Annotated in this window: 26 protein-coding genes and 1 pseudogene; 16 read left to right on the forward strand and 11 right to left on the reverse strand. The window is 45.2% G+C overall.

The window, feature by feature from the left end; genetic code table 11:
• Positions 1-49: 49 nt before the first annotated feature.
• Both ACWYU8_RS10085 and ACWYU8_RS10090 read right to left on the reverse strand, forming a co-directional pair.
• On the reverse strand, positions 50-664 hold the full coding sequence (locus ACWYU8_RS10085) for a glutaredoxin domain-containing protein (RefSeq protein ID WP_457519424.1): 615 nt from the start codon (positions 662-664) through the stop codon (positions 50-52).
• Between the two features lie 586 nt (positions 665-1,250).
• On the reverse strand, positions 1,251-2,219 hold the full coding sequence (locus ACWYU8_RS10090) for a porin (RefSeq protein ID WP_457519426.1): 969 nt from the start codon (positions 2,217-2,219) through the stop codon (positions 1,251-1,253).
• A 335-nt stretch (positions 2,220-2,554) separates the two neighbouring features.
• Here ACWYU8_RS10090 and ACWYU8_RS10095 point away from each other — a divergent pair, with 335 nt between their 5' ends.
• The gene (locus ACWYU8_RS10095; RefSeq protein WP_457519428.1) at positions 2,555-3,169 is read left to right on the forward strand and encodes a fumarylacetoacetate hydrolase family protein; all 615 of its coding nucleotides are present in this window, start codon (positions 2,555-2,557) and stop codon (positions 3,167-3,169) included.
• Here ACWYU8_RS10095 and ACWYU8_RS10100 read toward each other — a convergent pair.
• From ACWYU8_RS10100 to ACWYU8_RS10110, 3 genes are all read right to left on the reverse strand, one after another.
• Positions 3,166-3,477: an AzlD domain-containing protein gene (locus tag ACWYU8_RS10100; protein ID WP_457519430.1), complete on the reverse strand. Its 312-nt coding sequence runs from the start codon at positions 3,475-3,477 to the stop codon at positions 3,166-3,168. The genes ACWYU8_RS10095 and ACWYU8_RS10100 overlap by 4 nt on opposite strands.
• On the reverse strand, positions 3,477-4,187 hold the full coding sequence (locus ACWYU8_RS10105) for an AzlC family ABC transporter permease (protein WP_457519432.1): 711 nt from the start codon (positions 4,185-4,187) through the stop codon (positions 3,477-3,479). Before ACWYU8_RS10105 ends, ACWYU8_RS10100 begins: the two co-directional genes overlap by 1 nt.
• A gap of 147 nt (positions 4,188-4,334) precedes the next feature.
• Positions 4,335-6,029, reverse strand: coding sequence for a phospho-sugar mutase (locus ACWYU8_RS10110; RefSeq protein WP_457519434.1), 1,695 nt, complete (start codon positions 6,027-6,029; stop codon positions 4,335-4,337).
• 312 nt (positions 6,030-6,341) lie between these two features.
• On the opposite strand from ACWYU8_RS10110, the gene coxB reads away from it, so the two are divergent.
• The 4 genes from coxB to ACWYU8_RS10130 are packed head-to-tail and all read left to right on the forward strand — an operon-like array spanning position 6,342 to position 10,635.
• A complete protein-coding gene (coxB, locus tag ACWYU8_RS10115; protein ID WP_457519436.1) occupies positions 6,342-7,505 on the forward strand; it encodes a cytochrome c oxidase subunit II in 1,164 nt (387 codons plus the stop codon).
• The gene (gene ctaD, locus ACWYU8_RS10120) at positions 7,502-9,142 is read left to right on the forward strand and encodes a cytochrome c oxidase subunit I (RefSeq protein WP_457519438.1); all 1,641 of its coding nucleotides are present in this window, start codon (positions 7,502-7,504) and stop codon (positions 9,140-9,142) included. Before coxB ends, ctaD begins: the two co-directional genes overlap by 4 nt.
• Before the next feature lie 16 nt (positions 9,143-9,158).
• Positions 9,159-9,701 (forward strand): cytochrome c oxidase assembly protein, encoded by a 543-nt coding sequence (locus tag ACWYU8_RS10125; protein ID WP_457519440.1) that lies wholly within the window; start codon positions 9,159-9,161, stop codon positions 9,699-9,701.
• A gap of 49 nt (positions 9,702-9,750) precedes the next feature.
• Positions 9,751-10,635, forward strand: coding sequence for a cytochrome c oxidase subunit 3 (locus tag ACWYU8_RS10130; RefSeq protein ID WP_457519442.1), 885 nt, complete (start codon positions 9,751-9,753; stop codon positions 10,633-10,635).
• Positions 10,636-10,648: 13 nt separating this feature from the next.
• Here ACWYU8_RS10130 and ACWYU8_RS10135 read toward each other — a convergent pair whose 3' ends face one another.
• Positions 10,649-10,885: a DUF2909 family protein gene (locus ACWYU8_RS10135; RefSeq protein ID WP_457519444.1), complete on the reverse strand. Its 237-nt coding sequence runs from the start codon at positions 10,883-10,885 to the stop codon at positions 10,649-10,651.
• Between ACWYU8_RS10135 and ACWYU8_RS10140 the strand changes: the two genes are divergently transcribed.
• The 4 genes from ACWYU8_RS10140 to cyoE are packed head-to-tail and all read left to right on the forward strand — an operon-like array spanning position 10,884 to position 14,113.
• Positions 10,884-11,651 carry an SURF1 family protein gene (locus ACWYU8_RS10140; protein ID WP_457519572.1) on the forward strand — a complete coding sequence of 256 codons (768 nt, stop codon included), beginning with the start codon at positions 10,884-10,886 and terminating at the stop codon, positions 11,649-11,651. The two genes, ACWYU8_RS10135 and ACWYU8_RS10140, sit on opposite strands and share 2 nt — an antisense overlap.
• The gene (locus tag ACWYU8_RS10145; protein ID WP_457519446.1) at positions 11,648-12,184 is read left to right on the forward strand and encodes a cytochrome oxidase biogenesis cluster protein; all 537 of its coding nucleotides are present in this window, start codon (positions 11,648-11,650) and stop codon (positions 12,182-12,184) included. The genes ACWYU8_RS10140 and ACWYU8_RS10145 overlap by 4 nt, the downstream gene beginning before the upstream one ends.
• 8 nt (positions 12,185-12,192) lie before the next feature.
• Entirely contained in the window at positions 12,193-13,212 is a 1,020-nt protein-coding gene (locus tag ACWYU8_RS10150) for a COX15/CtaA family protein (protein ID WP_457519447.1), read from the forward strand.
• Positions 13,205-14,113 (forward strand): heme o synthase, encoded by a 909-nt coding sequence (gene cyoE, locus ACWYU8_RS10155; RefSeq protein ID WP_457519448.1) that lies wholly within the window; start codon positions 13,205-13,207, stop codon positions 14,111-14,113. The genes ACWYU8_RS10150 and cyoE overlap by 8 nt, the downstream gene beginning before the upstream one ends.
• Positions 14,114-14,176: 63 nt before the next feature.
• Here the strand turns inward: cyoE and ACWYU8_RS10160 are convergent, their stop codons facing one another.
• Complete coding sequence (locus ACWYU8_RS10160; RefSeq protein ID WP_457519449.1) at positions 14,177-14,650, reverse strand: FKBP-type peptidyl-prolyl cis-trans isomerase; 474 nt, start codon at positions 14,648-14,650, stop codon at positions 14,177-14,179.
• A gap of 358 nt (positions 14,651-15,008) precedes the next feature.
• Between ACWYU8_RS10160 and ACWYU8_RS10165 the strand changes: the two genes are divergently transcribed.
• Positions 15,009-15,635 (forward strand): OmpA family protein, encoded by a 627-nt coding sequence (locus tag ACWYU8_RS10165; protein ID WP_457519450.1) that lies wholly within the window; start codon positions 15,009-15,011, stop codon positions 15,633-15,635.
• An 83-nt stretch (positions 15,636-15,718) separates the two neighbouring features.
• Here ACWYU8_RS10165 and ACWYU8_RS10170 read toward each other — a convergent pair whose 3' ends face one another.
• From ACWYU8_RS10170 to ACWYU8_RS10185, 4 genes are all read right to left on the reverse strand, one after another.
• Complete coding sequence (locus tag ACWYU8_RS10170; protein ID WP_457519451.1) at positions 15,719-16,078, reverse strand: glutaredoxin family protein; 360 nt, start codon at positions 16,076-16,078, stop codon at positions 15,719-15,721.
• A gap of 126 nt (positions 16,079-16,204) precedes the next feature.
• On the reverse strand, positions 16,205-16,744 hold the full coding sequence (locus ACWYU8_RS10175) for a hypothetical protein (protein WP_457519452.1): 540 nt from the start codon (positions 16,742-16,744) through the stop codon (positions 16,205-16,207).
• Complete coding sequence (locus ACWYU8_RS10180; RefSeq protein WP_457519453.1) at positions 16,731-17,276, reverse strand: YaeQ family protein; 546 nt, start codon at positions 17,274-17,276, stop codon at positions 16,731-16,733. Before ACWYU8_RS10180 ends, ACWYU8_RS10175 begins: the two co-directional genes overlap by 14 nt.
• An 89-nt stretch (positions 17,277-17,365) precedes the next feature.
• A complete protein-coding gene (locus ACWYU8_RS10185; RefSeq protein WP_005375625.1) occupies positions 17,366-17,575 on the reverse strand; it encodes a cold-shock protein in 210 nt (69 codons plus the stop codon).
• 368 nt (positions 17,576-17,943) lie between these two features.
• Here ACWYU8_RS10185 and ACWYU8_RS10190 point away from each other — a divergent pair.
• From ACWYU8_RS10190 to ACWYU8_RS10215, 6 genes and pseudogenes are all read left to right on the forward strand, one after another.
• Positions 17,944-18,221: pseudogene (locus ACWYU8_RS10190) on the forward strand (alternative ribosome-rescue factor A).
• 133 nt (positions 18,222-18,354) lie between these two features.
• Complete coding sequence (locus tag ACWYU8_RS10195) at positions 18,355-19,101, forward strand: outer membrane lipoprotein-sorting protein (protein ID WP_457519454.1); 747 nt, start codon at positions 18,355-18,357, stop codon at positions 19,099-19,101.
• 31 nt (positions 19,102-19,132) lie between these two features.
• Complete coding sequence (locus ACWYU8_RS10200) at positions 19,133-20,362, forward strand: ABC transporter permease (RefSeq protein ID WP_457519455.1); 1,230 nt, start codon at positions 19,133-19,135, stop codon at positions 20,360-20,362.
• A complete protein-coding gene (locus ACWYU8_RS10205; protein ID WP_457519456.1) occupies positions 20,352-21,587 on the forward strand; it encodes an ABC transporter permease in 1,236 nt (411 codons plus the stop codon). Before ACWYU8_RS10200 ends, ACWYU8_RS10205 begins: the two co-directional genes overlap by 11 nt.
• On the forward strand, positions 21,587-22,300 hold the full coding sequence (locus tag ACWYU8_RS10210; RefSeq protein ID WP_457519457.1) for an ABC transporter ATP-binding protein: 714 nt from the start codon (positions 21,587-21,589) through the stop codon (positions 22,298-22,300). The genes ACWYU8_RS10205 and ACWYU8_RS10210 overlap by 1 nt, the downstream gene beginning before the upstream one ends.
• Positions 22,293-23,489, forward strand: coding sequence for a hypothetical protein (locus ACWYU8_RS10215; protein ID WP_457519458.1), 1,197 nt, complete (start codon positions 22,293-22,295; stop codon positions 23,487-23,489). Before ACWYU8_RS10210 ends, ACWYU8_RS10215 begins: the two co-directional genes overlap by 8 nt.
• Positions 23,490-23,601 lie beyond the last annotated feature (112 nt).

A 23,601-nucleotide genomic window follows, 5' to 3' on the forward strand; every position in this document is an offset into this window, starting at 1 on the left:
CTGATTTTTAATCAGGGCTTTTTGTTTCTAGCCATTCTGTTTGAAAAATTTAAGCAGATTGACTAGGAATTTCAACGACATTATCTGGGAACTTGTTTAGTCCCTTTGCCGCCAACCACGCCTCCAAGTCATTAGCCCCCCCGACATATTGGCTATCGAGCCAAATCTGTGGAACGGTCACTGGTGTTTTTTCACCAATCATTGCTTTGACTTCTGGGATCATACGGTAAAGCGCGGCGCTGTCTTTAACAACATCGTAGTAGCGGTAGTCCAGACCTGCGTCATCAAGTAGTTGTTTGGCCTTATTACAATACGGGCAAGAGGCTTTGCCGTAAACAATGTTCCCTTTCAGCTGATCACGTTTGACCCACTCTGAAATAACAGCTTGCACTAAGGCTCCCCGGTTTAGTGCTTCGCCCTGGCTGATCACTTTTCCTTCGACAATCACAATAGGGGCGTGCCAGGCGCCTGATTTTAATGGCTCCCACCAATGGGATAACCAATCTTTTACTTCCAACTCTATTGGCACATCCGACAACTCATTTTTAAAGGTATCGGTTAAAATATCGTGCGTGAGCGTACATTCACCGCAAGGGATGTTTACTTTGAATGGTCCCCAGCTACCGGCCCAGCGATAGAGTGTGATTTTGATTGGTTGTGTCATACGATGTTCCTCATTTCCTTCTCTGAAAATATAGAACTCAAGAACTCGATTTTTCTTTCAAGTGAAGGTTTCTTTTACGCTGCCTATCTGAGAAGAAACAGAGAAGAAAGCCAAACTTGCCTGGAGAGTCCAAGCAGTATCTTAAATAGTAAGCTGATTTTATTGAGTATTTCAGATTATTGGGAATGTGTGGATCATACGTTCTATCGGTCATTGCGCCAATAAAAAAAAGCCTCCCAAAGGAGGCCACATTACCAATTCAAAGGACGTGCCTGTTAAAACAGGTACAAAGAACGAGAAGCACAAACGCTGCCATGCATTTGCAATATCTATAATGCAGTTCGCATGCCAACTTTTATCATATTGATATATAACGATATTTATTTTTGCACTCTGTACTACTTAGGAGGTATGCACTAAGTCAGTGAAAAATTGCATTAAAACAGGGCACAAATAAGGGAAAGGTTAGGGGAAGAATCACGCAAGTTAATGAAAGTAGCCAAAGATATATCGGGGAACGTATTTTCGCAAAAAAAAATGGCCGGCAACAATGCCGGCCAAGGACTCACTCTAGGACAAGAGAGAATTAGAAATCGTAACGTACGCCAAGACGTAGTGTGTCTTCACCTTCAGTAACCAAACCTTCGTCGTTTTTCTCTTCATCAAGTTGGTTGAAGTAGTAAGAAAGGTAAGTACGGAAGTTGCTGTTTAACTTGTAGTAACCAACTAGCTCGAAACCATCTACTGCATCGTATTTGCCAGCACCGTCTAGATCGTTTTCTTGGTAAGTGTAGAGACCAGCAATAGTCACTTGGCTAGCCACTTTGTAGCTTGCAACCAATTCGTAAGCCGTGAAGTCTTCAGAGTCATCTAGCTGACCTTGAGAGTAAGTACCAGCTAGGTAAAGGTTATCAAGAGAGTACGCGATACCACCAAGGATTTGGTCTTCAGAGTTGTCTGCGTCAACATCACCAGCTGAGTATGCAAGACCTAGGTCAAGACCCATTGGTAGTGAGTAAAATCCAGAGATGCCGTATTTGTCTTGGTCGTCGTCAGAGTTTGCTTGGTAAGTTGCTTGCACTTGTAGAGCATCAAACTCACCACGGTAAGCAAACACACTGTCTTGTCTTTCAGACGATGAATCAATAGCTTGTTGAACACCAGAGAACTCAGTGATATCCGACATGTCAGAGATGATTACCGCAGCCATATCCTGCTTACCTACAGAGAATGCGCCTGCATCTGAATCTACACCAGCGTACATGTAACGGTTTTTAAATTCGCTCTTACCAGTGTCTTGTTCTGCTTCGTAAACACCAAATGCAGATAGGCCGTTACCGATGTCAGTTTTACCTTTAAGGTTTACACGAGCACGGCTTTTATCTTTCATTGAACCTTCAACTTCCGCACCGCCAGAGCCGATGAAGTCGCCACGGAATTCAACACGACCGCCAACTTGTAGTTCAGTGCCGTCATTTGAATAAACAGTTGCTGCAAAAGATGGTGCTGTTACCAATGCTGTAAGAATCGCGGTAGTTAGTGCTGCCTTTTTCATTATCTTAGAACCTTATTTGTTATAAATGGGCTTTCTTGCCTGATGTGTTGATGACGCTAAGGTAAACCGTGAAAATGAAAGATAGATTTCTGTAGTGTTATGATTTTATTTCAGTTTTATTTCTAGTAAGTAGCGGGCTTATAGGCACTTTACTCACTAGGAGGCTATTGCTGTGCAAACTGAACACTATTACGTGAGGAAGTGTTTGCTTCAGATTGGTGACATAAAACTCAAAATGAGCTGAATCTCTTGCTTTTGCTATTTGGGTATGCGATTTAATGTTCTAAACCTAAGGGTTAGATTATGTTGATATTTTTGTTTCGCAGGGAAGAATAATGAATGTAGTTCAAGTTGAAGATAAACAAGTTGCAGTGGGTAAGGTAGTGTGTGTGGGGCGTAACTACGTAGAGCACATCCATGAGTTAGATAACGCGATACCAGATCAAATGGTGGTGTTCAATAAGCCCGCAACATCGATATCGTCGACTTTACACTCATTTCACCAAGAGCCTCTGCATTATGAAGCTGAAATCTGCTTTTTGATTCAAGATGGCCAATACGCCGCTGTTGGTCTGGGACTGGATCTGACTAAGCGAGGTTTGCAATCGACATTGAAAAATCAGGGTTTGCCCTGGGAGCGAGCGAAAGCGTTTGATGGGTCTGCAGTTTTAAGCCGCTTTATTTCGCTCGAAGGCATTGATATCAAAGATCTGAACCTCGAACTTTTGATCAATTGTGTGCACGTGCAAAAGGGTCATGTGAAGCAGATGCTTTACCCACCTCTCACGATTCTGGAAGAGCTAAGCAGCTACACCACGTTGCAAAATGGCGATGTGGTCATGACTGGAACCCCAAAAGGTGTTGGGGAAGTACATCAAGGTGACGTCTTTCTCGGGCGCTTAAAATGTGGCGACGTCACCTTATTTGAAACAGAGTGGGTTGCAGACTAAAGCAGTACTCTCAGAAGAAGAAACGCGACCATACTGACAACTGTGGTCAACAACACGTTTTTGGTCAGATAAGCGATGACAGACGCGATAATGGCGGCAAGCAAAAACGGATTTTGTAAGCTCAATTCCAGTTCGCCTTCGGGAATAAAGACAATGGGCGCCCATATCGCGGTTAGTACGGCAGGGCTCGCGTATTTCAAGATCTTTTGGGTACGTGCGCCTAGTCGAAGAGGCAGCTTAGGCTCTAGAAACAAATACCGGCTGGTGAATACTAATGCCGTCATAAGCAGGATGGACAATATAACCATTAGCGTTTTTCCTTAACTTGTTCAACAAAGTACCCGATTAACATGGCCAGAATGCTCGATATCATCAAACTTCCCTCAACCTTGTAATAAGTAAGAGCAACCGAGCTCACCAGAGCACTGACGACACTCGCCAGAACCGCAGTATTTTTAATGGTTGGTACTACAATGGCAATAAATGTTGCTGCGACCGCGAATTCAAGTCCCATCTCATTGAGTTCAGGGATCAAACTACCTGCAATAATTCCCGTTAGGGTGGCGCAATTCCAAAAGAGGTAGAAGCTTAACCCCGCACCTAATGCATACCATCGGTTGAATTGTTTTTCTGAATGATGACCTACTACGGCAAATAACTCATCGGTTAGCAGAAATCCTAGGGATAATCGCCATTTCAGGGGAAGCGGTGAGATCTTGCTGCGCATAGATACACTGTACAGAAAGTGTCTCGAGGTTATAAAAAGGGTGGTCAACAGCATAGTCGCCAATCCAGCGCCTGCTTTAATCATTCCCATCGCGACCAGTTGCGCGGAGCCTGCGAATAAGATGGCTGAAAGCGCTTGTCCCTCTAGGGGATGAAGGCCAATATCGATAGCAAATGAGCCAGCGAGTAACCCCCAAGGGAGTACTGCTATGCTCAGTGGCATCATGGCTATTGTGCCTTGCCAAAACAGTGAGGCTTTTGATTCTTCTTCTAAAGGCAAAGTATTGTCCATAGTATGTTCTTATTTATCCAGGGAACAGGTTTATCGAAAGGTGGCGCGAGTACGTTAATGTGCCTTGAACAAAATTGCTATCCCTTTCAACTAAACAGCCAGCAAAAATTGCTGGCTGTTTCTGTTTCAGGAATGCAAAACTCTTGCTTACAAACTCTTCTGGTGAGCGTCGATAAGCTCGTTCATCTTCGCTTCTGCAGCTTGCTGTGCTTGCTCGTAGGTCATGTTGTCTGGAAAGTCAGTGATGACTTCGTAGTAACATTTTAATTTAGGTTCTGTACCTGACGGGCGAACGATGACTCGAGATTGATCTTCCAAGTGGTAAATCAGAACATCACTTGATGGTAAGTCAATAGCTTCTTCTGAACCGTCGTCATAGCTTCTCACTAATGTTTTCAGGTCTTCCGCGATCACTACTTTTTTTCCGGCAATATCTTTAGGCGGATTTGTGCGTAGCTTGTCGCCTATTGGTGGCGATTTTGGGTCTAACGCTATACTGCGTTGCGCATTGAAATAGAAGCCATGCTGGCGGTAAAGTGCTTCCAGCTTATCCCATACTGTTTTACCTTGTGCTTTCAGTTTTCCGGTCAACTGAGAGAAGGCAACTATCGCAGAGAGACCATCTTTATCCCAGACTTTATTGCCAACGGTGTAACCCAATGCTTCTTCATAGGCGAACAAGAATGGGTGTTGCTCAGTTTCTTTACTCATTGCTACGTTGGTCAGCCATTTAAAACCAGTCAGGGTTTGGTAGTATTCCGCGCCATGTGCTTTTGCGATGCTACTTAGCAAACGAGAAGATACAATCGTATTCCCCACTAAAGCGTTTGGTTGCTGTTCCAGTAAGTAGTTACCAAATAATGAACCAACTTGATCCCCCGTCAGCATTTGGTATTCCCCATCAGGGCGTTTTACCGCAACAGCAAAGCGATCAGCATCAGGGTCATTTGCACAGGCAATATCGGCGTCGGCCGATTTACCAAGCGCCATTACCATGTCCATCGCGCCAGCTTCTTCCGGATTTGGGAAATTCACAGTTGGGAAGGTGCCATCTGGCTCACGTTGTTGCGCTACACTCGCCACTTTCGTAAAACCTGCGTCAGCCAAAAGGGTCTCTGCCATATCGGCACCCACGCCATGCATTGCAGTGTAAGCGATAGATATATCCGTATTGCTATCTGGTTTTAGCAATGCATTTTCGTTCATGGTTTTGCGGTAATTTTGGTAGTAGTCATCTTCTAGCCAAACCAGTAACCCTTGCTGTTTTGCATCGTCTAATGACATCAGTTGCAACGTTTTAGTGGTCGCTTGATCGATTTTCGCTGCAATACCGGCGTCGTGTGGTGGAATTATTTGCGCACCATTTTCCCAGTAGACTTTGAAGCCATTGTACTCCGGGGGGTTGTGGCTCGCTGTCACGACAACGGCAGCGGCGGCGTTCAATGTACGAACACCAAACGCAACAATCGGAGTCGCTGCCACTTTGTGAGTCAGGTAAACCTTAATGCCAAGCGCAGTTAATACCGAAGCGGTATCGTGTGCGAACTGTTGGGAGTCCGGGCGACCGTCATAGCCAATAACAACGCCACGCGACGCTGCATCCTTGACTTGTTCAATTAAGTAATGGCCAAGTCCGGTTGCGGTTTCCTGAATGACCAGGCGGTTCATACGATTTGGCCCTGCGCCAACTTTGCCACGTAGTCCTGCTGTACCAAACGCGAGTCGAGAGCCAAAGCGGTCAGTGATTTCTTGCTGATCATGTGTATCGACGAGATGTTGCAGCTCTTCACGAGTTTTCGGGTCGGGGTCTCGTGCTAGCCATTGAGCAATTATTGTGGTCATGTCTCTCTTTCCTTAGGTGGGGAGCCTACCAGTTTCGACTTTTACGTCGTAGCTTGCAGTTAATCTAAATTGTTCTCAGTTCCAATTCAAAGAGGGCAATCGATAAACCGATTTTATTTTTCATGTTAGAACAAAATTTATTCGCATTTTATTCCTTGAAGAACTTTAGAACTATAACTAGCCTTTTAACATAAATATAACAAATCAAGTCGAAATCGCAGTTTTTGCGATTTTTCGTAAATTTGTTCGATATTTGCATCGGGACGCAAGGAAGCTCGCGTAAGCGTAGCGGCTGAGCAGAGGAGAGATCTTTTGAAAAGATTAGCGACTACTCTTGCCTTAACACTGAATGTGATTTTAATCACATTCTCCTCTTACGGATGGTCAAAAGACAATGACTACAATATGACTAAAGGGGTCACAGCGATCAGTGAGCAAGTCTATGAATTGCATATGCTGATCTTCTATATTTGCTGTGCGATTGCCCTCGTTGTCTTTGGTGTTATGTTCTATTCCATCATCCGTCATCGCAAATCAAAAGGAGCAGTTGCCGCTCATTTCCATGAAAGCACAAAAGTGGAAATTATTTGGACTGTTATCCCTATCATCATTCTTGTTGCGATGGCGATTCCCGCCACGAAAACGTTAGTTGCAATGGAAGATACTAGCCAATCGGATATCACCATCAAAATCACTGGCTCCCAGTGGAAGTGGCATTACAACTACTTTGGTCAAGACGTCGAGTTTTACAGCCTTCTCGCTACTAGTCAGAAACAAATCGACGGAATCGAAACCAAGGGAGCTCATTACCTACTCGAAGTGGATAACCCACTTGTACTTCCTATCAACCGTAAAGTCCGTTTTCTTCTCACGTCTGACGATGTCATCCATTCGTGGTGGGTGCCTGATTTTGCCGTGAAGAAAGACTCTATACCGGGATTCATCAATGAAGCATGGACAAGAATAGATGAGCCAGGTGTTTACCGAGGTCAATGTGCTGAGCTTTGTGGTCGCGCACACGGATTTATGCCAATTGTCGTGCATGCGATGGCAGAAGACGAGTTTGACCAATGGCTTTCCGATAAGAAAGAAGAAATATCGCTTCAGAAAGCGGCCGCTCAAGAAGCATTAACCCAAGACTTATCCATGGATGAGTTAATGGCACAAGGTGAAGCGATATACACCGCTCGCTGTGCTGTTTGTCACCAAGCTAGTGGGGAAGGTATACCCGGTGCATTCCCTGCTATTAAAGGCAGCCCTGTGGCAACCGGCAATGTGACTGAACATATTGGCGTAGTTGTGAATGGCCGTGCGGGAACTGCCATGCAATCTTTTGCTAACCAATTAAGTGATAAAGAAATCGCCGCAGTGATTACCTATCAGCGAAATGCGTGGGGTAATGACACTGGCGATACCGTTCAAGCATCCGACGTCAATGCCTTTAAGGCACAAAAGAGTGCTAAGGAGGAAATATGAGTAAGCCAGCAGAAAAGGCAATAAAGTCCGCTCCAGTTGAAGCGCAAACCTCGGCAAATTCAACTATCGCTCTCGATGATGACCACGATGCTCACCATGCTCCTAAGGGGATTGCTCGTTGGATATATTCAACCAATCACAAAGACATTGGTACGCTTTACCTCTGGTTTAGTTTTACGATGTTTCTTACTGGCGGTGCAATGGCGATGGTCATTCGCGCAGAGTTATTCCAGCCGGGGTTACAATTGGTAGAGCCCGAATTCTTCAACCAGATGACCACTGTACATGGGTTAGTGATGGTGTTTGGTGCCGTAATGCCAGCATTTACTGGGCTGGCTAACTGGATGATTCCAATGATGATTGGCGCACCAGATATGGCTTTGCCCCGTCTGAATAATCTGAGTTTTTGGATACTACCTTTTGCGTTTCTCATTCTATTGAGTTCATTATTTTTACCTGGTGGTGCACCGAATTTCGGTTGGACATTCTACGCACCGCTTTCCACCACTTATGGTCCGGACAGTACTGCTCTGTTTGTATTCTCTGTCCATATCATGGGTATTAGCTCGATCATGGGGGCGATTAACGTCATCGTGACCATCGTTAATATGCGTGCGCCGGGCATGACCTGGTTTAAAATGCCGATGTTTGTCTGGACTTGGTTAATCACCGCGTTTTTACTTATTGCAGTAATGCCTGTTCTGGCTGGTGCAGTGACAATGGTACTTACAGACAAGTACTTCGGAACCAGCTTCTTTGATGCCGCTGGTGGCGGTGACCCGGTCATGTTCCAACACATTTTCTGGTTCTTCGGTCACCCTGAAGTGTACATCATGATACTTCCGTCTTTCGGTATCATCTCGGCAATTATTCCTGCCTTCAGTGGTAAAAAGCTGTTTGGTTACCATTCAATGGTTTACGCGACATGTAGTATTGCGCTGCTTTCTTTCCTTGTGTGGGCACACCATATGTTTACCACCGGTATGCCAGTGTTTGCTGAAATCTTCTTTATGTATTGCACCATGCTGATCGCCGTACCAACCGGGGTGAAAGTGTTTAACTGGGTCGCGACCATGTGGCGTGGAGCCCTGACTTTTGAAACTCCGATGTTGTTCGCGATTGCATTCATCGTACTGTTCACAATTGGTGGTTTCTCGGGGCTAATGCTCGCTATCGTTCCTGCTGACTTCCAGTATCACGATACCTACTTTGTGGTGGCACACTTCCATTACGTGCTGGTTACCGGTGCTGTGTTTTCCATTATGGCGGCATCGTATTACTGGCTTCCGAAATGGACAGGCAATATGTATGACCACAAGTTGAGTCTGTTGCACTTCTGGTGCTCACTTATTTCCGTCAATGTGTTGTTTTTCCCGATGCACTTTCTAGGACTGGCTGGTATGCCGCGAAGAATTCCGGACTACGCGATTCAGTTTGCGGATGTGAATCAAATCGTATCCATAGGTGGTTTTGCTTTTGGACTTTCACAGCTGATTTTCTTGTGGGTGGTGATTAAGTGTATTCGTGGTGGTGAGAAAGCCAACGCGAAACCTTGGGAGCGAGCAGAGGGACTGGAATGGACAGTACCAAGCCCGGCGCCTCATCATACCTTCACTACACCACCTAAAATCGATTGACGGATAGGTGGCGATTGTGACTAATTCAAACCCATCCAACAGAAACCTGGTCATCAAGTTGCTTGTGGCGACGGCACTGATGTTCGGCTTTGGGTTCGCACTGGTCCCTTTGTACGACATCATGTGCGATAAGTTGGGGATTAACGGCAAAACCAACGAAATGGCGGCAGTTCAGCCAGCAGGTATGGTGCCAGATATGAGCCGGACCATCCGTGTGGAATTTATGGCACACGTTAGTCCGGATATGCCCTGGGAATTCAAACCAAAAGTTATCTCGATGGATGTTCATCCCGGGCAGGTGGTGCAAACTGAGTACCTTGCGTACAACGAAAGCGGTCACAAATTGGTTGGACAGGCTGTGCCTTCGGTTTCTCCGGGTATTGGCGCGGCTTACTTTAATAAGATTGAGTGCTTTTGCTTCCACCAGCAACCTCTGGATGGCAATCAACACGCCCAAATGCCGCTGATTTTTTACATTGAGCCGGATGTGCCTGACTCAATAAATACGTTAACGCTGTCGTACACACTCTACAAACTGCCTCCGATGGAAGGCAGTTAGCCTCTCATGGAGAGAGACAGACTAAACAGTGTCTGTAAGGAGAGAACTTATGAGTAATAAACCCGCGACTTATTATGTTCCTGCCCAAAGCAGCTGGCCGATTATTGGAGCTTTTGCTCTGTTCTTGGTGGCGGTCGGAGCTGGCATGACGGTACTGGGAACGCAAAGTGAAGGTGCGGTTGGAACCATAGGTCATATTGTTTTGGCCGTGGGCTTTTTGTTTCTTCTGTATATGTTAGCTGGCTGGTTCAGTAACGTGATTACCGAGTCTTTGACTGGTCAGTATAGTTCGCAAATTACTCGTTCATTTCGTCAGGGGATGAGTTGGTTCATTTTCTCCGAGGTGATGTTCTTTGGTGCCTTCTTTGGAGCGCTGTTTTACGCCAGAATGGTTGCCGTGCCCTGGTTGGGAGGGGCGGATAACAACGTCATGACCAACGAAGTCCTTTGGCCTGGCTTCGAGGCAATATGGCCGCTGACCACTACACCAAGCGGTGAAACCACCCAAGCGATGCCATGGCAGGGAATTCCACTAACCAACACCATCATTCTTTTACTTTCTTCCATTACGTTACATATGGCACACATCAGTTTGGAACAAAACAAACGTACCGCGCTGATTGTTTGGTTGGAAATAACGATTGTACTGGCTGGGTTCTTTCTGTTTTATCAGGCAAAAGAGTATATCCACGCGTATCAGGAAATGGGGCTGACTCTGCAATCTGGGGTCTACGGTAACACCTTCTTTATGCTGACGGGTTTCCACGGCATGCATGTTTGTCTGGGGACGATTTTCTTAATTGTATTGCTATTCAGAATCGCGAAGGACCATTTTTCTCCTCACAACCATTTTGCTTTTCAGGCAGGGAGTTGGTACTGGCATTTTGTTGATGTGGTCTGGTTATGCCTGTTTGTCTTTGTTTATGTGCTCTAACGACGTTCAACGCCTAATAGGGCCGATGGTTTGGCTCTAGCCACCCGGAACTGAGAGCGATGAGAAGAAGGATGACCACCAAAGCAGAAAACATGACTCTACGACCTAAATAGTGGCTCATTGATTTGTTGCCGCTATTGGGGTTATCCGGGTCTTCACGAACCATTTCGATAAGCGCTTTTGCGAGGTTGAAGATGATGAAAAGCAGCAGAAGGATCAGCGTCAATTTGAACAGAAATACGGTGGACATGGAACCTCCGGTGGTATCGCTATCTTTATCGAAGCGATTTTGGATTGTTGTTTGTTTAACTGTGGCTGTGTTTTCTCTGTTGGTCAAACTGGGCTTCTGGCAACTAGATAGGGGTATGGATAAACAAGCGCTTGAGCAATCAATCCTGGCACGTGCTGACCTTCCGTATCAGGAGATGAATACGGTACTCGATAACAACGATTGGCGTGAAGAAAGTGTCATAGGGGTGAAGGTTAAAGCGCAAATAACGCCTGAACCTTTACCTGTGATTCTGCTGGATAACCAAACCTATGACGGTAACGTGGGATATCTCGCTTATCAGGTTGTGTCGGTAAGTCAGGAACAGAACATACTCGCGCTTATGGAGCTTGGTTTTGTGGCAGGAGAACGTTCCCGAGCTGAATTTCCTGTCGTCAAAGAGTTAGAGGTGCCGGCTCTGGTGACCGGGCGTTTATACCGCAAGTCGATGAACCCACTCAGTTTCGAGTTGATGCCTGAGTTAGGAGCAACAATCCGTGTCCAAAATCTCAATATCTCTCAGTTGAACAATCTGCTGAATGTCGAGTTAATGCCAGCTGTTTTACAGCCTGACAACTTAGATAACTGGCCATACGCATTTCCATGGAATCCATTGCCACTCACGAGTGCTAAGCATTTTGGTTACTCAGTACAGTGGTTTGCGATGGCTGGTGTGTTTCTATTACTTACTATCGTGGTTTTTATTCGTTGGTTAAGAGCCATGGCATCACATGGAGGTGAAGCATGACGTCGAATGTCACAAGAGGACGTTTGGTCCTGATTTCATTGGTTTGCTTGTTCGCCCTTCCGGCTATCGCCGCTAAGTTGATTTTGAGTCAGGGCTGGTATCACAGTGGTGTGACGAATCGAGGCAAACTGATAGATCCTTATACAACACTAGAGCAACTAGGACAGGCGTCACCACAAGCGCTTCACGGATGGCAGTTGGCGTATGTGGTTCCCAATCAGTGTGAGGAGCAATGTCTGCAACAACTGTTTCTTCTCAAACAAAGTCATATTGCCTTGGGTAAGTACCAAGATCGCGTTGTGCCCGTGTTATGGACATCGGAATCGTCAGACTCGGTAGAAGTGCCAATGGAGACGATGGCAATGAACGCATCGGTAGCGGAAATCGTTGAGCAGGGACAGGTAGTCATCGTTGACCCTTTAGGGCAGTTAGTCATGTCCTACACGCCAAAGCCAAACGAAGATTTGGTCAAACTCAGCAAGGATATGCTGGCTGATTTACGCAAACTGCTTAAGTTATCCCGCGTGGGATAGGGGGAAACATGACATTAATTCGACTGGTGAGAGTAAGCTTACTTCTCACATTAGTAGTGATCATTCTCGGTGCGTATACGCGCTTATCCGACGCTGGCTTAGGCTGCCCTGACTGGCCGGGTTGCTATGGTCATCTATCGGTACCGCATCATGAAGACGACGTCGCAAGAGCTAACCTCAACTTTCCTGAGCGTGCAGTTGAGCATGAAAAAGCATGGTTGGAGATGATTCATCGTTATTTTGCCGGAACGCTCGGAATTGTGATTCTTATTATGACAGTTATCGCTTCGCGCTCGGAGCGGGTGAATGCATCTATACCTATTATGCTCTGCCTGTTAGTGATAGGGCAGGCAATGTTAGGCATGTGGACGGTTACCCTGAAGCTGATGCCCGTTATCGTGATGTTGCACCTGCTCGGCGGGTTTACCTTGTTAGCGTTGCAGGCGGTGTTTTATTGTCAGCTCAAAGCGCGGCGGGATGTCTACTTTCCTCCATCAACAAACACGGTGCGTTTTTTTTCCATGGTGGCCTTTGCAACGGTGTTATTACAGATACTGCTGGGTGGCTGGACCTCCTCAAACTATGCCGCATTGATGTGTACTACCTTGCCTATTTGCGAAGGCGATTGGGTGAGTTATTTATCCTGGAAAGAAGCGTTTTCGCTCTGGCAAGCCGGATTCGAGAACTACGAATTTGGCGTATTAGAATATCCGGCAAGAATGACAATACACGTGAGTCACCGTATTGGTGCCATCATCACTGCGTTAGTGGTATCAACGTATTGTTTGTTGTTGATTCAACAAGACTCTCACTACTCTCGCTCCTTGGGCATGTGGATTGGGCTAGCGCTCATCTGTCAAATCATGCTCGGCGTGAGTAATGTTGTGTTTCAGTTACCTATCTACGTTGCGGTGGCACATACACTTGGAGCCGCGATTATGCTGTGCCTGATTTGTGTGAGTCAGTTTTACTTGTGGCAAGGCAAAACCCAATGGAGTCATCAAGCGAAAGGAGTCCGCTATGAGTAAAGAACTTGCATTGTCACTAGAGAGCAGAAAGAGAACAGGGTCTACTTACCTCAAACTTACCAAGCCAAAAGTGGTCGCACTGATGCTGGTTACCGCTGTTGTTGGAATGAATTTAGCGCCGGTGGAAGTATTCCCTTGGCTACAAGCCGCTATTGGTCTAGCCGGAATAGGTTTGATGGCAGGCTCTGCGGCTGCATTTAATCATCTTATCGACCGTCACATAGATGCGCGAATGGCGCGTACTCATAAACGTCCTTTGCCATCCGGTGATATAAATCCGTGGTCAGTTATGCTGTTTGCTACCGGCTTAGGTCTGGTTGGGTTTGTTTTGTTGTTCGCCTGGGTAAATCCACTGACCGCTTGGATGACGTTATTGAGCTTGCTAGGTTATGCGGTTGTTTACACTATGTATTTAAAACGGGCTACGCCACAAAACATTGTGATTGCCGGTATAGCAGGGGCGATGCCGCCGCTGTTAGGCTGGACTTCGGTAACTGGTGAGTTGCATGGCAATGCGTGGCTTTTGGTGATGATCATCTTCATCTGGACACCGCCACACTTTTGGGCACTCGCGATTCACAGAGTAGAAGATTACCGCAAGGTGGATATCCCCATGCTCCCTGTTACCCATGGCATCGAATACACCAAAACCTCAATTCTGTTGTATTCAGTGCTTCTTACGTTGGTTTGCGTGATGCCGGTTTTGGTAGGGATGGTGGGCTTTATCTACCTGTTTGCGTCACTGCTTCTTAATGCCGGGTTTGTCTACTATGCCTGGAAATTGAAGTTTGCTCCGGAGGAAAAGAGTGCAATAGAAACGTTTAAGTTTTCCATTTACCATCTTTTTGTGTTGTTTATCGCTTTACTTGCTGACCACAACCTCAATTTATCAATGGTGTGAACCTTTGTGACTTTCTGAATAGAAAAACGCCGGATTGTAGCCATCCGGCGTTTTTAATTTTTACTATTGAATTTCTAGCAACTCAATATCAAAGATCAACACACTTGCTGGTGGAATTGGACCTGTACCACCTTTACCGTAGCCGAGTGTGCTTGGCACGAACAGGCGAATTTTTTCACCGACTACCATGTACTGAACGCCTTCTTGCCAGCCTTTAATCACTTGGTTCAGGCCAAATGAGATTGGCTCACCGCGATTGACTGAACTGTCGAATACCGTACCATCGATGAGTGTGCCATGATAATGCACTTTTACTTTGCTCGTTGCTGTTGGGTGAACGTCACCCGTACCTTTCTCTAGCACCATATATTGCAGGCCACTTTCAGTTGTGATGACCCCGTCTTTCTTGGCGTTCTCTAGCAGGAATGCTTGTCCCTTGGCAAAGTTTTCATCCGCAACTTTATGATTTGTCCAGGTGCGGTAAATGAAAAACGCCGCCAAAATAAAAATGATAAGAGGAAACAGAAATTTAGACACGTTGGCTCCTTGTCTATTTAGGTTGTTTTAGTCTTTCGTTAATGGTTTCTGCCATGGCCGCAATACTTTCATGGCCGTCCGAAATCACCTGATATTAACGCTCTAAATGAAAAATTTGCGCTAGTTTATCGGTTAACGATGGCGACTAAAACCTTTAACACTGATTGTTACACTAAAGTGAGATGATTATAGCCAAATAGCCTCGCTCCAGAACTTTCTCATGGATATGAAGGTGCCTTACGAACCAATCTGTTAGCCTGATTTGGTGTTACGATGATTTTGAACGAACAAAACTGCTAAAGACAGCCGATTCTCAGTCGACATAGTGAATATAACTTTTCCCCACATTGGTAACGGTATGAAACAGTGGTTTCTAATTTTGTGTGGCATCCTCGCCGGGTGTAGCAGCATTGATCAATATATGGTTCTGGAAGAAAACATGTTAGATACGGCACCAAAAACGAACTCTGAACTGAGGCACCCAGAATGGGGCTATGCGAGTTCAACGGGTGCCGCTTCTGCTTCTTGGGGACGACAAGCTACGAGTGCGGATGCGAAGATGACGCAAAACATTACCTCACTGGAGATGTTCTTAGACCGACACAATATTGCGCATGAGACGATAAGTGGCGGGCACTTAATGGTACGTTTGAAAGAGCAGGTACACTTTCAGACAGGTTCGGCTCAGTTATCGTTGCAATCGCAAGATTGGTTAAGAAGCCTGGGGGATTATCTGTCAGGCAGAACCGATGTCGACGTCGTGATTGATGGTCATGCGGACAGTACAGGCGCCAGCAGTTTCAATGACACCTTGTCAGAGAAGCGGGCACGTGAGGTGGAAAAGCAATTACTATCAACCAGTATTCCTCGTCAGCGAGTTTTCTCACGCGGGTTTGGTGAGAATGTACCACAATGCAGTAATGCGACACCCAGTGGTAAAGCGTGCAACCGACGCGTAGAACTGATGCTGATTGTTAGTGACTAGCGGCGGACAATAAGTGCATTAGAAATAGAAAAGAGGCACCACTTGATGCCTCTTCTACTTTCGCCGATGTTCTTAGGGGGAACTTAGGCAAATTCTTTTTCAATGTACGCGACAATGTCTGATGACTCATAAAGCCACTCTGTCTTGCCCTCTTTTTCAATTCGAAGACAAGGCACTTTGATGCGGCCACCGCCTTGTTCCAGATCTTGTCGATGCTGTGGGTCGTTTTTCGCGTCACGCAATTCAATTTTTACTGATTGTCGTTTCATTGCACGACGAACTTTTACGCAGAAAGGACAAGCTTCAAACTGGTAAAGCGCAAATTGTTTTGCCTTGTTATCAACGCTCATCTGTTCATTAGCATCACGCTTAATTCCACGAGGAGAAAAAACAGCGTTAAGCAATAATATGACTTTGCCTAAAAACCAACGAATAAACTTCATAACGAATCCTTGATGTTCAATGGAAGAATGCCCTTTGCGTATGCAAGCATGATTGGTGTTGCATTGGAACGGAGTCTATCAGTTGTTCAGGTTGGATTAAACCATGCTTTTTGTCAGGGCTTTTTATCAGGGGAATAATCGTTTGAGCCAGCCTAAAAGGCCAACGGACTTTCTCGGGTTTGCTTCTCGGCCTAAGTAAAAACTGCGCATCAGTTCTGACCTGAAAGCGTCCATGTCGATTCGCTGAATCACTAGCTCGTGCTGTAGGGTCGTTTGAGTTTGCTCTGCATGATCGTGAGCCAAGCTGAAGTCCATATTCAGGTACCCCTGGGTATAAAGCCAAAGATGAGTGATCAGGATAAGGTCTTCTGCTGATTGATTGGTGAACTTACTCGCGTGTTCCTCGCCGACGGATTCGCTGAGTGCTATGTGCATCTTCTGAGTCGCGTGGGCATGTTGCTCATAAATTGCACTGGCCTCAATATGAGATTTCGTCAGCAAACCCAGTAGATGAAGCGCCGGGGCCGTTGTTGGTTTATTTTCACATACACGGGTAAACAGTGAATTTTGTTCATCCAACCAACGCTTCTTTGCCGTCTTATGTTCAGTTACAAAAGGAATCGTTCTGAATCCCATTTCCTTAATCAGTTCATTAAGTGGCGTCATGACTCTGCAGTTCCTTCACCGTGACTTCGATATGTTGATCATTGATATCAACAAATATAGACGTACCAGTGATCATAACAGAAAGGTTCGCACCTCGGTCAAGGTGCTGACAAATCATGTCAATGGCATCGTAATCAAAGCTCGCGACACTCACAGGAAGCATTGAAAACTTGCCTGATACTTTCTCCCACCAAACAGAAGCTTTTGTATTGTAGCTATAGACTTTTACGTTTTTGGCCTGACGTGCGGCTTTCTTGATTCGGTCTGGATCTGGTTCGCCAATTTCAATCCAGTGAATGATGCTTTGGTCATCAGCAATGTGCCACAAATCAGGTTCGTCGGTTGTCGATAGCCCTTTGGTGAATTCCAAATCACTGTCCGCATTCAGGCAATATGCTAATACGCGCGCTAACATGCGTTGTGTTTTCTCAGAGGGATGCAGGGCGATAGTGAATTTTTTAGAATTATAGTAATCGTTGTTCATATCTGAGATGTCGATACGAAACTTATAAATTGTTGGTTTTAGCGCCATGTTTTTAATTCGTTTTTGCTGCGGAAAATAAGTGACAGGCAAAAAAATAGCCAGCTAAAAGCTGGCTATCATATCAAATTCTTTAAGAATTAAAGTACTTTGATTTGCTCTGCTTGAGGGCCTTTTTGACCTTGAGAGATAACAAATTCTACTTTCTGGCCTTCAACTAGAGTACGGAAGCCGTCACCAGTGATTGCAGAGAAGTGAGCAAATACGTCAGGACCGTTTTCTTGTTGGATGAAACCGAAGCCTTTAGTTTCGTTGAACCACTTAACTGTGCCAGTAGCTGTGTTAGACATGTCTATTTTCCTAAATATCTAAATTTGTGTAATCTTTCGCCTCAACGGCGCTTATAGCGTGGAAAAATAAATTGCTATTGCGTACCACAGGACGACGGAGTTACAAGTAATCCAACGAAATGTGAAAACAAAGAACTTTCTTTCTAGCCGAGGTTGAGTCTAGGTTAAATACAGTAAGAGTCAACAGATATTAGTGGTTTAAGGGAAAATATTTGTATTTTGTCACTATTTAATCAATATGTTTTAGAGTAATTTTCAATTAAATGACGCCGTTGTGAAGTTTTTGAGCATAATTCTCATTTTAATTAATTAGATTGACTTATTTTTCTTATTATTGTCCAATCTGATCCGACCATTAAGGAGGATTTATGGCGAAGTTGAAATCGAATCCTCAGCCGAAAGAATTCAATCAAGATACCGAGTTCGGCAGAGGTGAAATAAAAGACAATGCATTAAAAGCCGTTGTCACCAGTCAATTATTTAAAACACGAATTGTTAACGCGAAAAAAGGTAAAGGCAGCTTCAGTCGGAAAATGAAGCATAGAGGCAAAGAGCCCTATTCAAAGTTCTCCCAATGTGGATTTTGAATAGGGCTTTTTTACACGTTTTTAAAGGTGCTCAGATGGGAAATCTGCCACGAGTCTGAGACCTCCTTCCACATCTATTTTTTCTGCTTTGATCGCCTAGCCGATATCAGTTCCTTGCTATACTCAATTGAATTCCATGTTTTTATTGTGATTTCTATGAACCTTCCGATTGAGTTTGGTGTGAGGAGAGTTATGTTTAAAACCTTCATAATCTTGCTATGTCTCGTGACCTCACCGCTTTCCCTGGCTAAAACAGCCTTTGAGATCGTTCAAAAATCTGATCAAATGATGCGCGGAAAGTCCAGCTACAGTGAAGCGACGATGGACATTATCCGACCAGAATGGAAGCGTTCAATGACGATGAAAAGCTGGACGAAAGGTACCGAGCTTTCTTTGGTTTTGGTCACGGCTCCAGCGAAAGATAAGGGAAGTGTATCACTAAAACGCTACAGAGAAATGTGGAACTGGGTGCCGAGTATCGAGCGAATCATCAAGATTGCACCATCGATGCTGAGTCAGTCATGGATGGGTTCGGATTTCACCAATGATGATCTGATTAATCAGTCTTCTATCGTTGTCGATTATCAACATACGTTGATGGGAGAAGATACGTTCGAAGGTGACAAAGTATGGAAAATAGACGCTGTCGCCAAGCCTGATGCGCCTGTCGTTTGGAATAAAATTTCACTGTGGATCTCTCAAAGCACTTTCTTGCAGCGAAGAATAGAGTTTTATGATGAGTTTGATGACCTGGTTAATGTGATGACCACGTTCGACATCAAAACTTTAGGGGGCAGAAATGTTGCAACCCGCATGGAAATGCAACCTCTCGAAAAGCCGGGCAACAAAACGGTACTCACTACACATCAGGCACAGTTCGACTTTAAAATTGACGATGACTTTTTCTCTCAACAACAAATGAAGTCACTGCGAGATTAAGGCGTTTAGTCATGGATGAAGAGGCGAGCATATGCTGATGAAACTTGCGTGGCGAAATTTGTGGCGGCAAAAGCGGCGGACTTTGTTAACCGCGACTGCGTTGGCTTTAGTGCTGTTTCTTTCATTGATAACAAGGGCCTTTCAGGAAGGCAGTTATACGTCCAACATAAAAAATGCCGCCAAGTTTTACACGGGGTTGATCCAGTTACAAAATCCGGAGTTCAGCGATTCTTCCAGCATTGACGATGTTCTGCCGCAGAACAAGGCGTTTATCTCCTTTGCCAGAGAGAACCCGAATATTGATGTCATACTGCCAAGACTCGAATCTTTTGCACTTGCTGCCAAAGGTGAACGCTCCAAAGGGGCGCTGGTTTTGGGTGTTGACCCGGAAGCCGAAGATAAATATTCCAGCATCAGTAGCAAAATAGTACAAGGTACTTATATAGCAGCTGGTCAAAATTCGGTTCTTGTCGGTGGTGGTCTGGCTCAGTATCTTCGTTTAGACGTTGGTGATGAACTGGTGTTATATGGTATGGGCCATCATGGACAAACGGCGGCCGGATTGTATCGTGTTGCGGGAATTTTGCATTTCCCACTGCAGCAATTAGATTCCCAACTGGTGTACATGCCGCTTGATACGGCGCAATCTCTGTATTCCCTTGATCAACAAGTTACCGCCTGGGTCCTTAATACGGAAGATTTATCAGGCTTACCTGCAATCGTTAATCAACTGAGTAGAGACTATGGCAAAGATGTTTCGGTGAAAGACTGGGAAACTTTATCGCCAGAACTTGCACAGCAGATTGCGTTAGATAAAGCCGGTGGGATCTTTTTAATTTATATCCTTTACGGCATCGTCGGCTTTGGTTTGTTCGCCACCATTCTTATGACAACATTGGAGCGGCAGCGAGAGTTTGCTGTTATGTTGGCAACCGGAATGCTGAGGAGGAAGTTGATTTTATTGTTGGTAATTGAATCTTTCTTTATCTCCATTTTTGGTATTCTGCTTGGTTTGCTTATCAGTGCGCCAGTACTCGGCTACTTCTATTTTAATCCGCTTGAAATTACCGGTGCGGCTGCCGAGGTCATGTTAGAAACTGGGTTTGAACCTATCGTTCCTGTCTCCGTCGATCCGCACTTAGCGTTGAATCAAATCCTGGTTGTTCTTTTTATTCTCTTTTTGTGTCTCCTGTATCCGATGGTTCGTCTATTACGTCTGCCAATTGCAAGCGGACTAAAAGGAGGCGCGTATGTTGATTAAATTAGCGTGGCGCAACTTATGGAGAAATAAGATCAGGACATCCATCATGATAGGTGCCATGGTGTTTGGCTTGATGGGGGTCATTGCCATGATTGGTTTTATGAATGGCCTCGTCGATAGCATGATAAGAAATTCGATTGCCTGGCAAACCAGCCACTTACAGATTCATCAAAGCGAATATCTGATTAACCCCGAACTCAAAGACGTTATTCCTGACTCACAGACAATTACTGCTACTTTAGCAAATCAACCAGACGTGAAAGCCGTATCAGAGCGTTTTCTGGCTGATGGGATGATAGCTTCTGCCCGCAGTTCACGAGGTATCCGTATTAATGGTGTCAATATTGAACAAGAACAGCGAATTACGCCGCTTGTAGATCACATTCAGCAAGGGCAATGGCTGGATGATGAGGGGAGAAATCCGATTATAGTCTCCCAGAAAACCGCGCAAAGATTAAAGTTGCGGATAGGTTCAAAAGTGATTTTGACGCTTTCTGATGTTAAAGGGGATGTTTCTGGGGCAGCTTTTCGTGTGCGGGGGATATTCAAAACACCATCGACGGCATTTGACGATGGCAATGTATACGTTCGTAAATTGGATCTTGAAAAAGTCGCAGGTCTTAGAGGCGCACATGAGATATCCATCTTACTCAAGTCGAACGACGACAAGGTGTTAGAGAAAACCAAGACGTTTACTGAGTCATTATTGTCTCAGGTGACAAATGAACCTCTGGTAGTGAGGAAGTGGATTGAGATACAGCCTTTGCTTTCAACGATGATGAGTTCAATGGACATTTCGAATCAAGTCATGCTGGTGGTTTTTGTATTGGCTATGACTCTGGGTGTCATCAATATCATGCTGATGTCAGTTTTCGAGCGAACCAGAGAGTTTGGGGTGTTGATGGCTGTCGGCATGCAGCAACACAAAATCCGCGCATTGATCATCTTAGAGACGATGTTTCTCGGGCTCTCAGGATGTACGTTAGGGCTACTTGGTAGTGCCATCATGCTGAAAATATTAAGTATTACTGGGCTGTCTCTAAGTGGTCTTGCTGACGGACTTGGGGCATACGGCGTTGATACTTTGCTTTTCCCAAGAGTTTCTTTTTATGAATACCGAATGATCATTGTGGCGATTTTTGTTGCCAGTCTGTTTGCAGCGTTGTATCCGGCGCGACAAATACTTAAGCGTCGCCCCGTGGATGCCATGGCGGAGAAAACCTAATGACGATTAAACTCGAACGATTGACCAAAACATATAACCCAGAGAGTGATTTCCCGGTTCATGCAGTGAAGTGTGTGGATTTAGAAATCAAGCAAGGAGAGTTTGTCGCCATAATGGGGCCTTCTGGGTCAGGAAAAACGACCTTATTAAATATGCTTGGTGGGATTGATTCACCCACTTCAGGGCGAGTTGAGATAGACGGTTGTCTTATCTCAGAAATGTCGGAGAAAGAGCTGATCGCCTATCGAAGAGACAATATCGGTTTTATATTTCAGGACTACAGTTTATTACCCGTATTAACCGCGCTGGAAAATGTGGAATTTGTCATGCAGTTGCAAGGCAAATCGGAAATAGAGTGCCGTGAACGTGCCATGTCTTTGCTGGAACAGGTGGGGCTGTCTTCGCAAATGCATAAACGCCCGAGTAAAATGTCCGGTGGTCAGCAGCAACGTGTGGCGGTAGCGCGTGCTCTTGCACCTAAGCCACGTTTTGTGATGGCTGATGAGCCGACTGCTAATCTGGATGCGCGAAGTACTGCGGAACTGCTCGACATTATGGAGCAACTCAGTGAGCAAGAGGGAACGACATTCATCTTCTCTACACACGATCCGAGGGTAATTAAACGCGCGCACCGTATTATTGTCTTTGAAGATGGGCGTTTAGCCCGAGATTTCATGAATATCGGCAATACAGCGGAGAGAACGCATGCCTAGGGTTTTGTATAGCTACAGCTTGCAACAGGCATTAACTATCCCCGCGCTAACACTCACTATTTATCCGGCTTTCGCTACTATTCCGGGGTTAGAACCGGAAAAATCCTGGGATTTAGATGGCTATGTAAAGTACATGGCAACGTATAACATTCCTGAAAAGCAGAGCAACACGCTCGATCATCTTATTCATAACCGTTTTAATTTTGAGTATCGATTTTCACCCAATTGGCGCGTAAATGTGGGAATGAGAAATCGTGCGATATGGGGCGATACGCTGGATATTGCTCAATATCCAGAGCTGGTTTCACTGGATAACGGCTACCTCGATTTGAGCAAAAACTGGCGTGAAGATGGCGTCATCCTCAATACCCAGTTAGACCGCCTCTATGTTTCCTGGCAACAAGAAGACTGGAGCGCTCAGTTCGGCAGATTCAGAGTCAACTGGTCGATGAATACTGTCTGGAATCCAAACGATATCTATAACGCTTACTCGATTTATGATTTTGATTATGAAGAGAGAGCGGGGACCGATGCGGTTATGGTGAGTAAAAAGCTGGGTTTCGCCGATGGCATAGATTTAATTTTCTCACCTGCCAAAGCGCCGGATAAAAACAGCGTATCAATGCGCTATTTGGCGAATAGTTCAGGACTGGATTATCAGTTGATTGCAGGTCGAGCGAACCGGGATTTTGTCCTTGGAGCAGGTTTTGCGACGGATATTTACGAAGCCGGTTTGCGCGGAGAGCTAACATGGTTCGATCCTGTTGACTCGGATTATCAAGGAGAACGTACCGAACGCACCATGGTAGGAAGCCTTGAGACGGACTATAGCTTTGGAGGAACACGCAGCTGGCTAGGGCGTGCGGCTTGGTTATTTATATCGGATCCTCAAGATGCATCAAGTGCTTTGGCATACCTAAATCTGCCTCTGAACGCAAAAACGTTAAGCTTCACGCAACATACGGTTTATGCGGATTTGAGCTTTGACCTCACATCACTTAATCGCGTCACAGCATCAGTAAGTTATTACGATGATGGTTCGTTTTTTTCTGGTCTGTCGAGCAATTACTCACTCGCTAGCGATTGGCAACTTCTTACTGTAATACAAAGCTTTAACGGCTCAAATGACAGCCTTTTTGGCGAAACACCTGCCATTTTATTGTTTGCGAATATTCGATACAGCTTTTAGCGACAGCAAGTTTATTGTCTCTAAGCGAACACTTTATCTAGACAGGGCTAACTATAGAATTTGGTTATCAAAGTTATAGTTAAAACCGAATTTCCTAACTTAGTGCTCAGAT

Source organism: Vibrio limimangrovi, from assembly GCF_054064025.1.

What these genes read in the sequence shown, in the direction of transcription:
- ACWYU8_RS10145 (WP_457519446.1), top strand. Translation starts at nt 11,648, where the DNA reads ATGACGTCGAATGTCACAAGAGGACGTTTGGTCCTGATTTCATTGGTT.
- ACWYU8_RS10150 (WP_457519447.1), top strand. Translation starts at nt 12,193, where the DNA reads ATGACATTAATTCGACTGGTGAGAGTAAGCTTACTTCTCACATTAGTA.
- cyoE (WP_457519448.1), top strand. Translation starts at nt 13,205, where the DNA reads ATGAGTAAAGAACTTGCATTGTCACTAGAGAGCAGAAAGAGAACAGGG.
- ACWYU8_RS10215 (WP_457519458.1), top strand. Translation starts at nt 22,293, where the DNA reads ATGCCTAGGGTTTTGTATAGCTACAGCTTGCAACAGGCATTAACTATC.
- ACWYU8_RS10135 (WP_457519444.1), bottom strand. Translation starts at nt 10,885, where the DNA reads ATGTCCACCGTATTTCTGTTCAAATTGACGCTGATCCTTCTGCTGCTT.
- ACWYU8_RS10095 (WP_457519428.1), top strand. Translation starts at nt 2,555, where the DNA reads ATGAATGTAGTTCAAGTTGAAGATAAACAAGTTGCAGTGGGTAAGGTA.
- ACWYU8_RS10100 (WP_457519430.1), bottom strand. Translation starts at nt 3,477, where the DNA reads ATGGTTATATTGTCCATCCTGCTTATGACGGCATTAGTATTCACCAGC.
- ACWYU8_RS10105 (WP_457519432.1), bottom strand. Translation starts at nt 4,187, where the DNA reads ATGGACAATACTTTGCCTTTAGAAGAAGAATCAAAAGCCTCACTGTTT.
- ACWYU8_RS10140 (WP_457519572.1), top strand. Translation starts at nt 10,884, where the DNA reads ATGGAACCTCCGGTGGTATCGCTATCTTTATCGAAGCGATTTTGGATT.
- ACWYU8_RS10205 (WP_457519456.1), top strand. Translation starts at nt 20,352, where the DNA reads ATGTTGATTAAATTAGCGTGGCGCAACTTATGGAGAAATAAGATCAGG.
- ACWYU8_RS10175 (WP_457519452.1), bottom strand. Translation starts at nt 16,744, where the DNA reads ATGACGCCACTTAATGAACTGATTAAGGAAATGGGATTCAGAACGATT.
- ACWYU8_RS10180 (WP_457519453.1), bottom strand. Translation starts at nt 17,276, where the DNA reads ATGGCGCTAAAACCAACAATTTATAAGTTTCGTATCGACATCTCAGAT.
- ACWYU8_RS10170 (WP_457519451.1), bottom strand. Translation starts at nt 16,078, where the DNA reads ATGAAGTTTATTCGTTGGTTTTTAGGCAAAGTCATATTATTGCTTAAC.
- ACWYU8_RS10090 (WP_457519426.1), bottom strand. Translation starts at nt 2,219, where the DNA reads ATGAAAAAGGCAGCACTAACTACCGCGATTCTTACAGCATTGGTAACA.
- ACWYU8_RS10110 (WP_457519434.1), bottom strand. Translation starts at nt 6,029, where the DNA reads ATGACCACAATAATTGCTCAATGGCTAGCACGAGACCCCGACCCGAAA.
- ACWYU8_RS10195 (WP_457519454.1), top strand. Translation starts at nt 18,355, where the DNA reads ATGTTTAAAACCTTCATAATCTTGCTATGTCTCGTGACCTCACCGCTT.
- ctaD (WP_457519438.1), top strand. Translation starts at nt 7,502, where the DNA reads ATGAGTAAGCCAGCAGAAAAGGCAATAAAGTCCGCTCCAGTTGAAGCG.
- ACWYU8_RS10210 (WP_457519457.1), top strand. Translation starts at nt 21,587, where the DNA reads ATGACGATTAAACTCGAACGATTGACCAAAACATATAACCCAGAGAGT.
- ACWYU8_RS10165 (WP_457519450.1), top strand. Translation starts at nt 15,009, where the DNA reads ATGAAACAGTGGTTTCTAATTTTGTGTGGCATCCTCGCCGGGTGTAGC.
- ACWYU8_RS10085 (WP_457519424.1), bottom strand. Translation starts at nt 664, where the DNA reads ATGACACAACCAATCAAAATCACACTCTATCGCTGGGCCGGTAGCTGG.
- ACWYU8_RS10185 (WP_005375625.1), bottom strand. Translation starts at nt 17,575, where the DNA reads ATGTCTAACACAGCTACTGGCACAGTTAAGTGGTTCAACGAAACTAAA.
- ACWYU8_RS10200 (WP_457519455.1), top strand. Translation starts at nt 19,133, where the DNA reads ATGCTGATGAAACTTGCGTGGCGAAATTTGTGGCGGCAAAAGCGGCGG.
- ACWYU8_RS10130 (WP_457519442.1), top strand. Translation starts at nt 9,751, where the DNA reads ATGAGTAATAAACCCGCGACTTATTATGTTCCTGCCCAAAGCAGCTGG.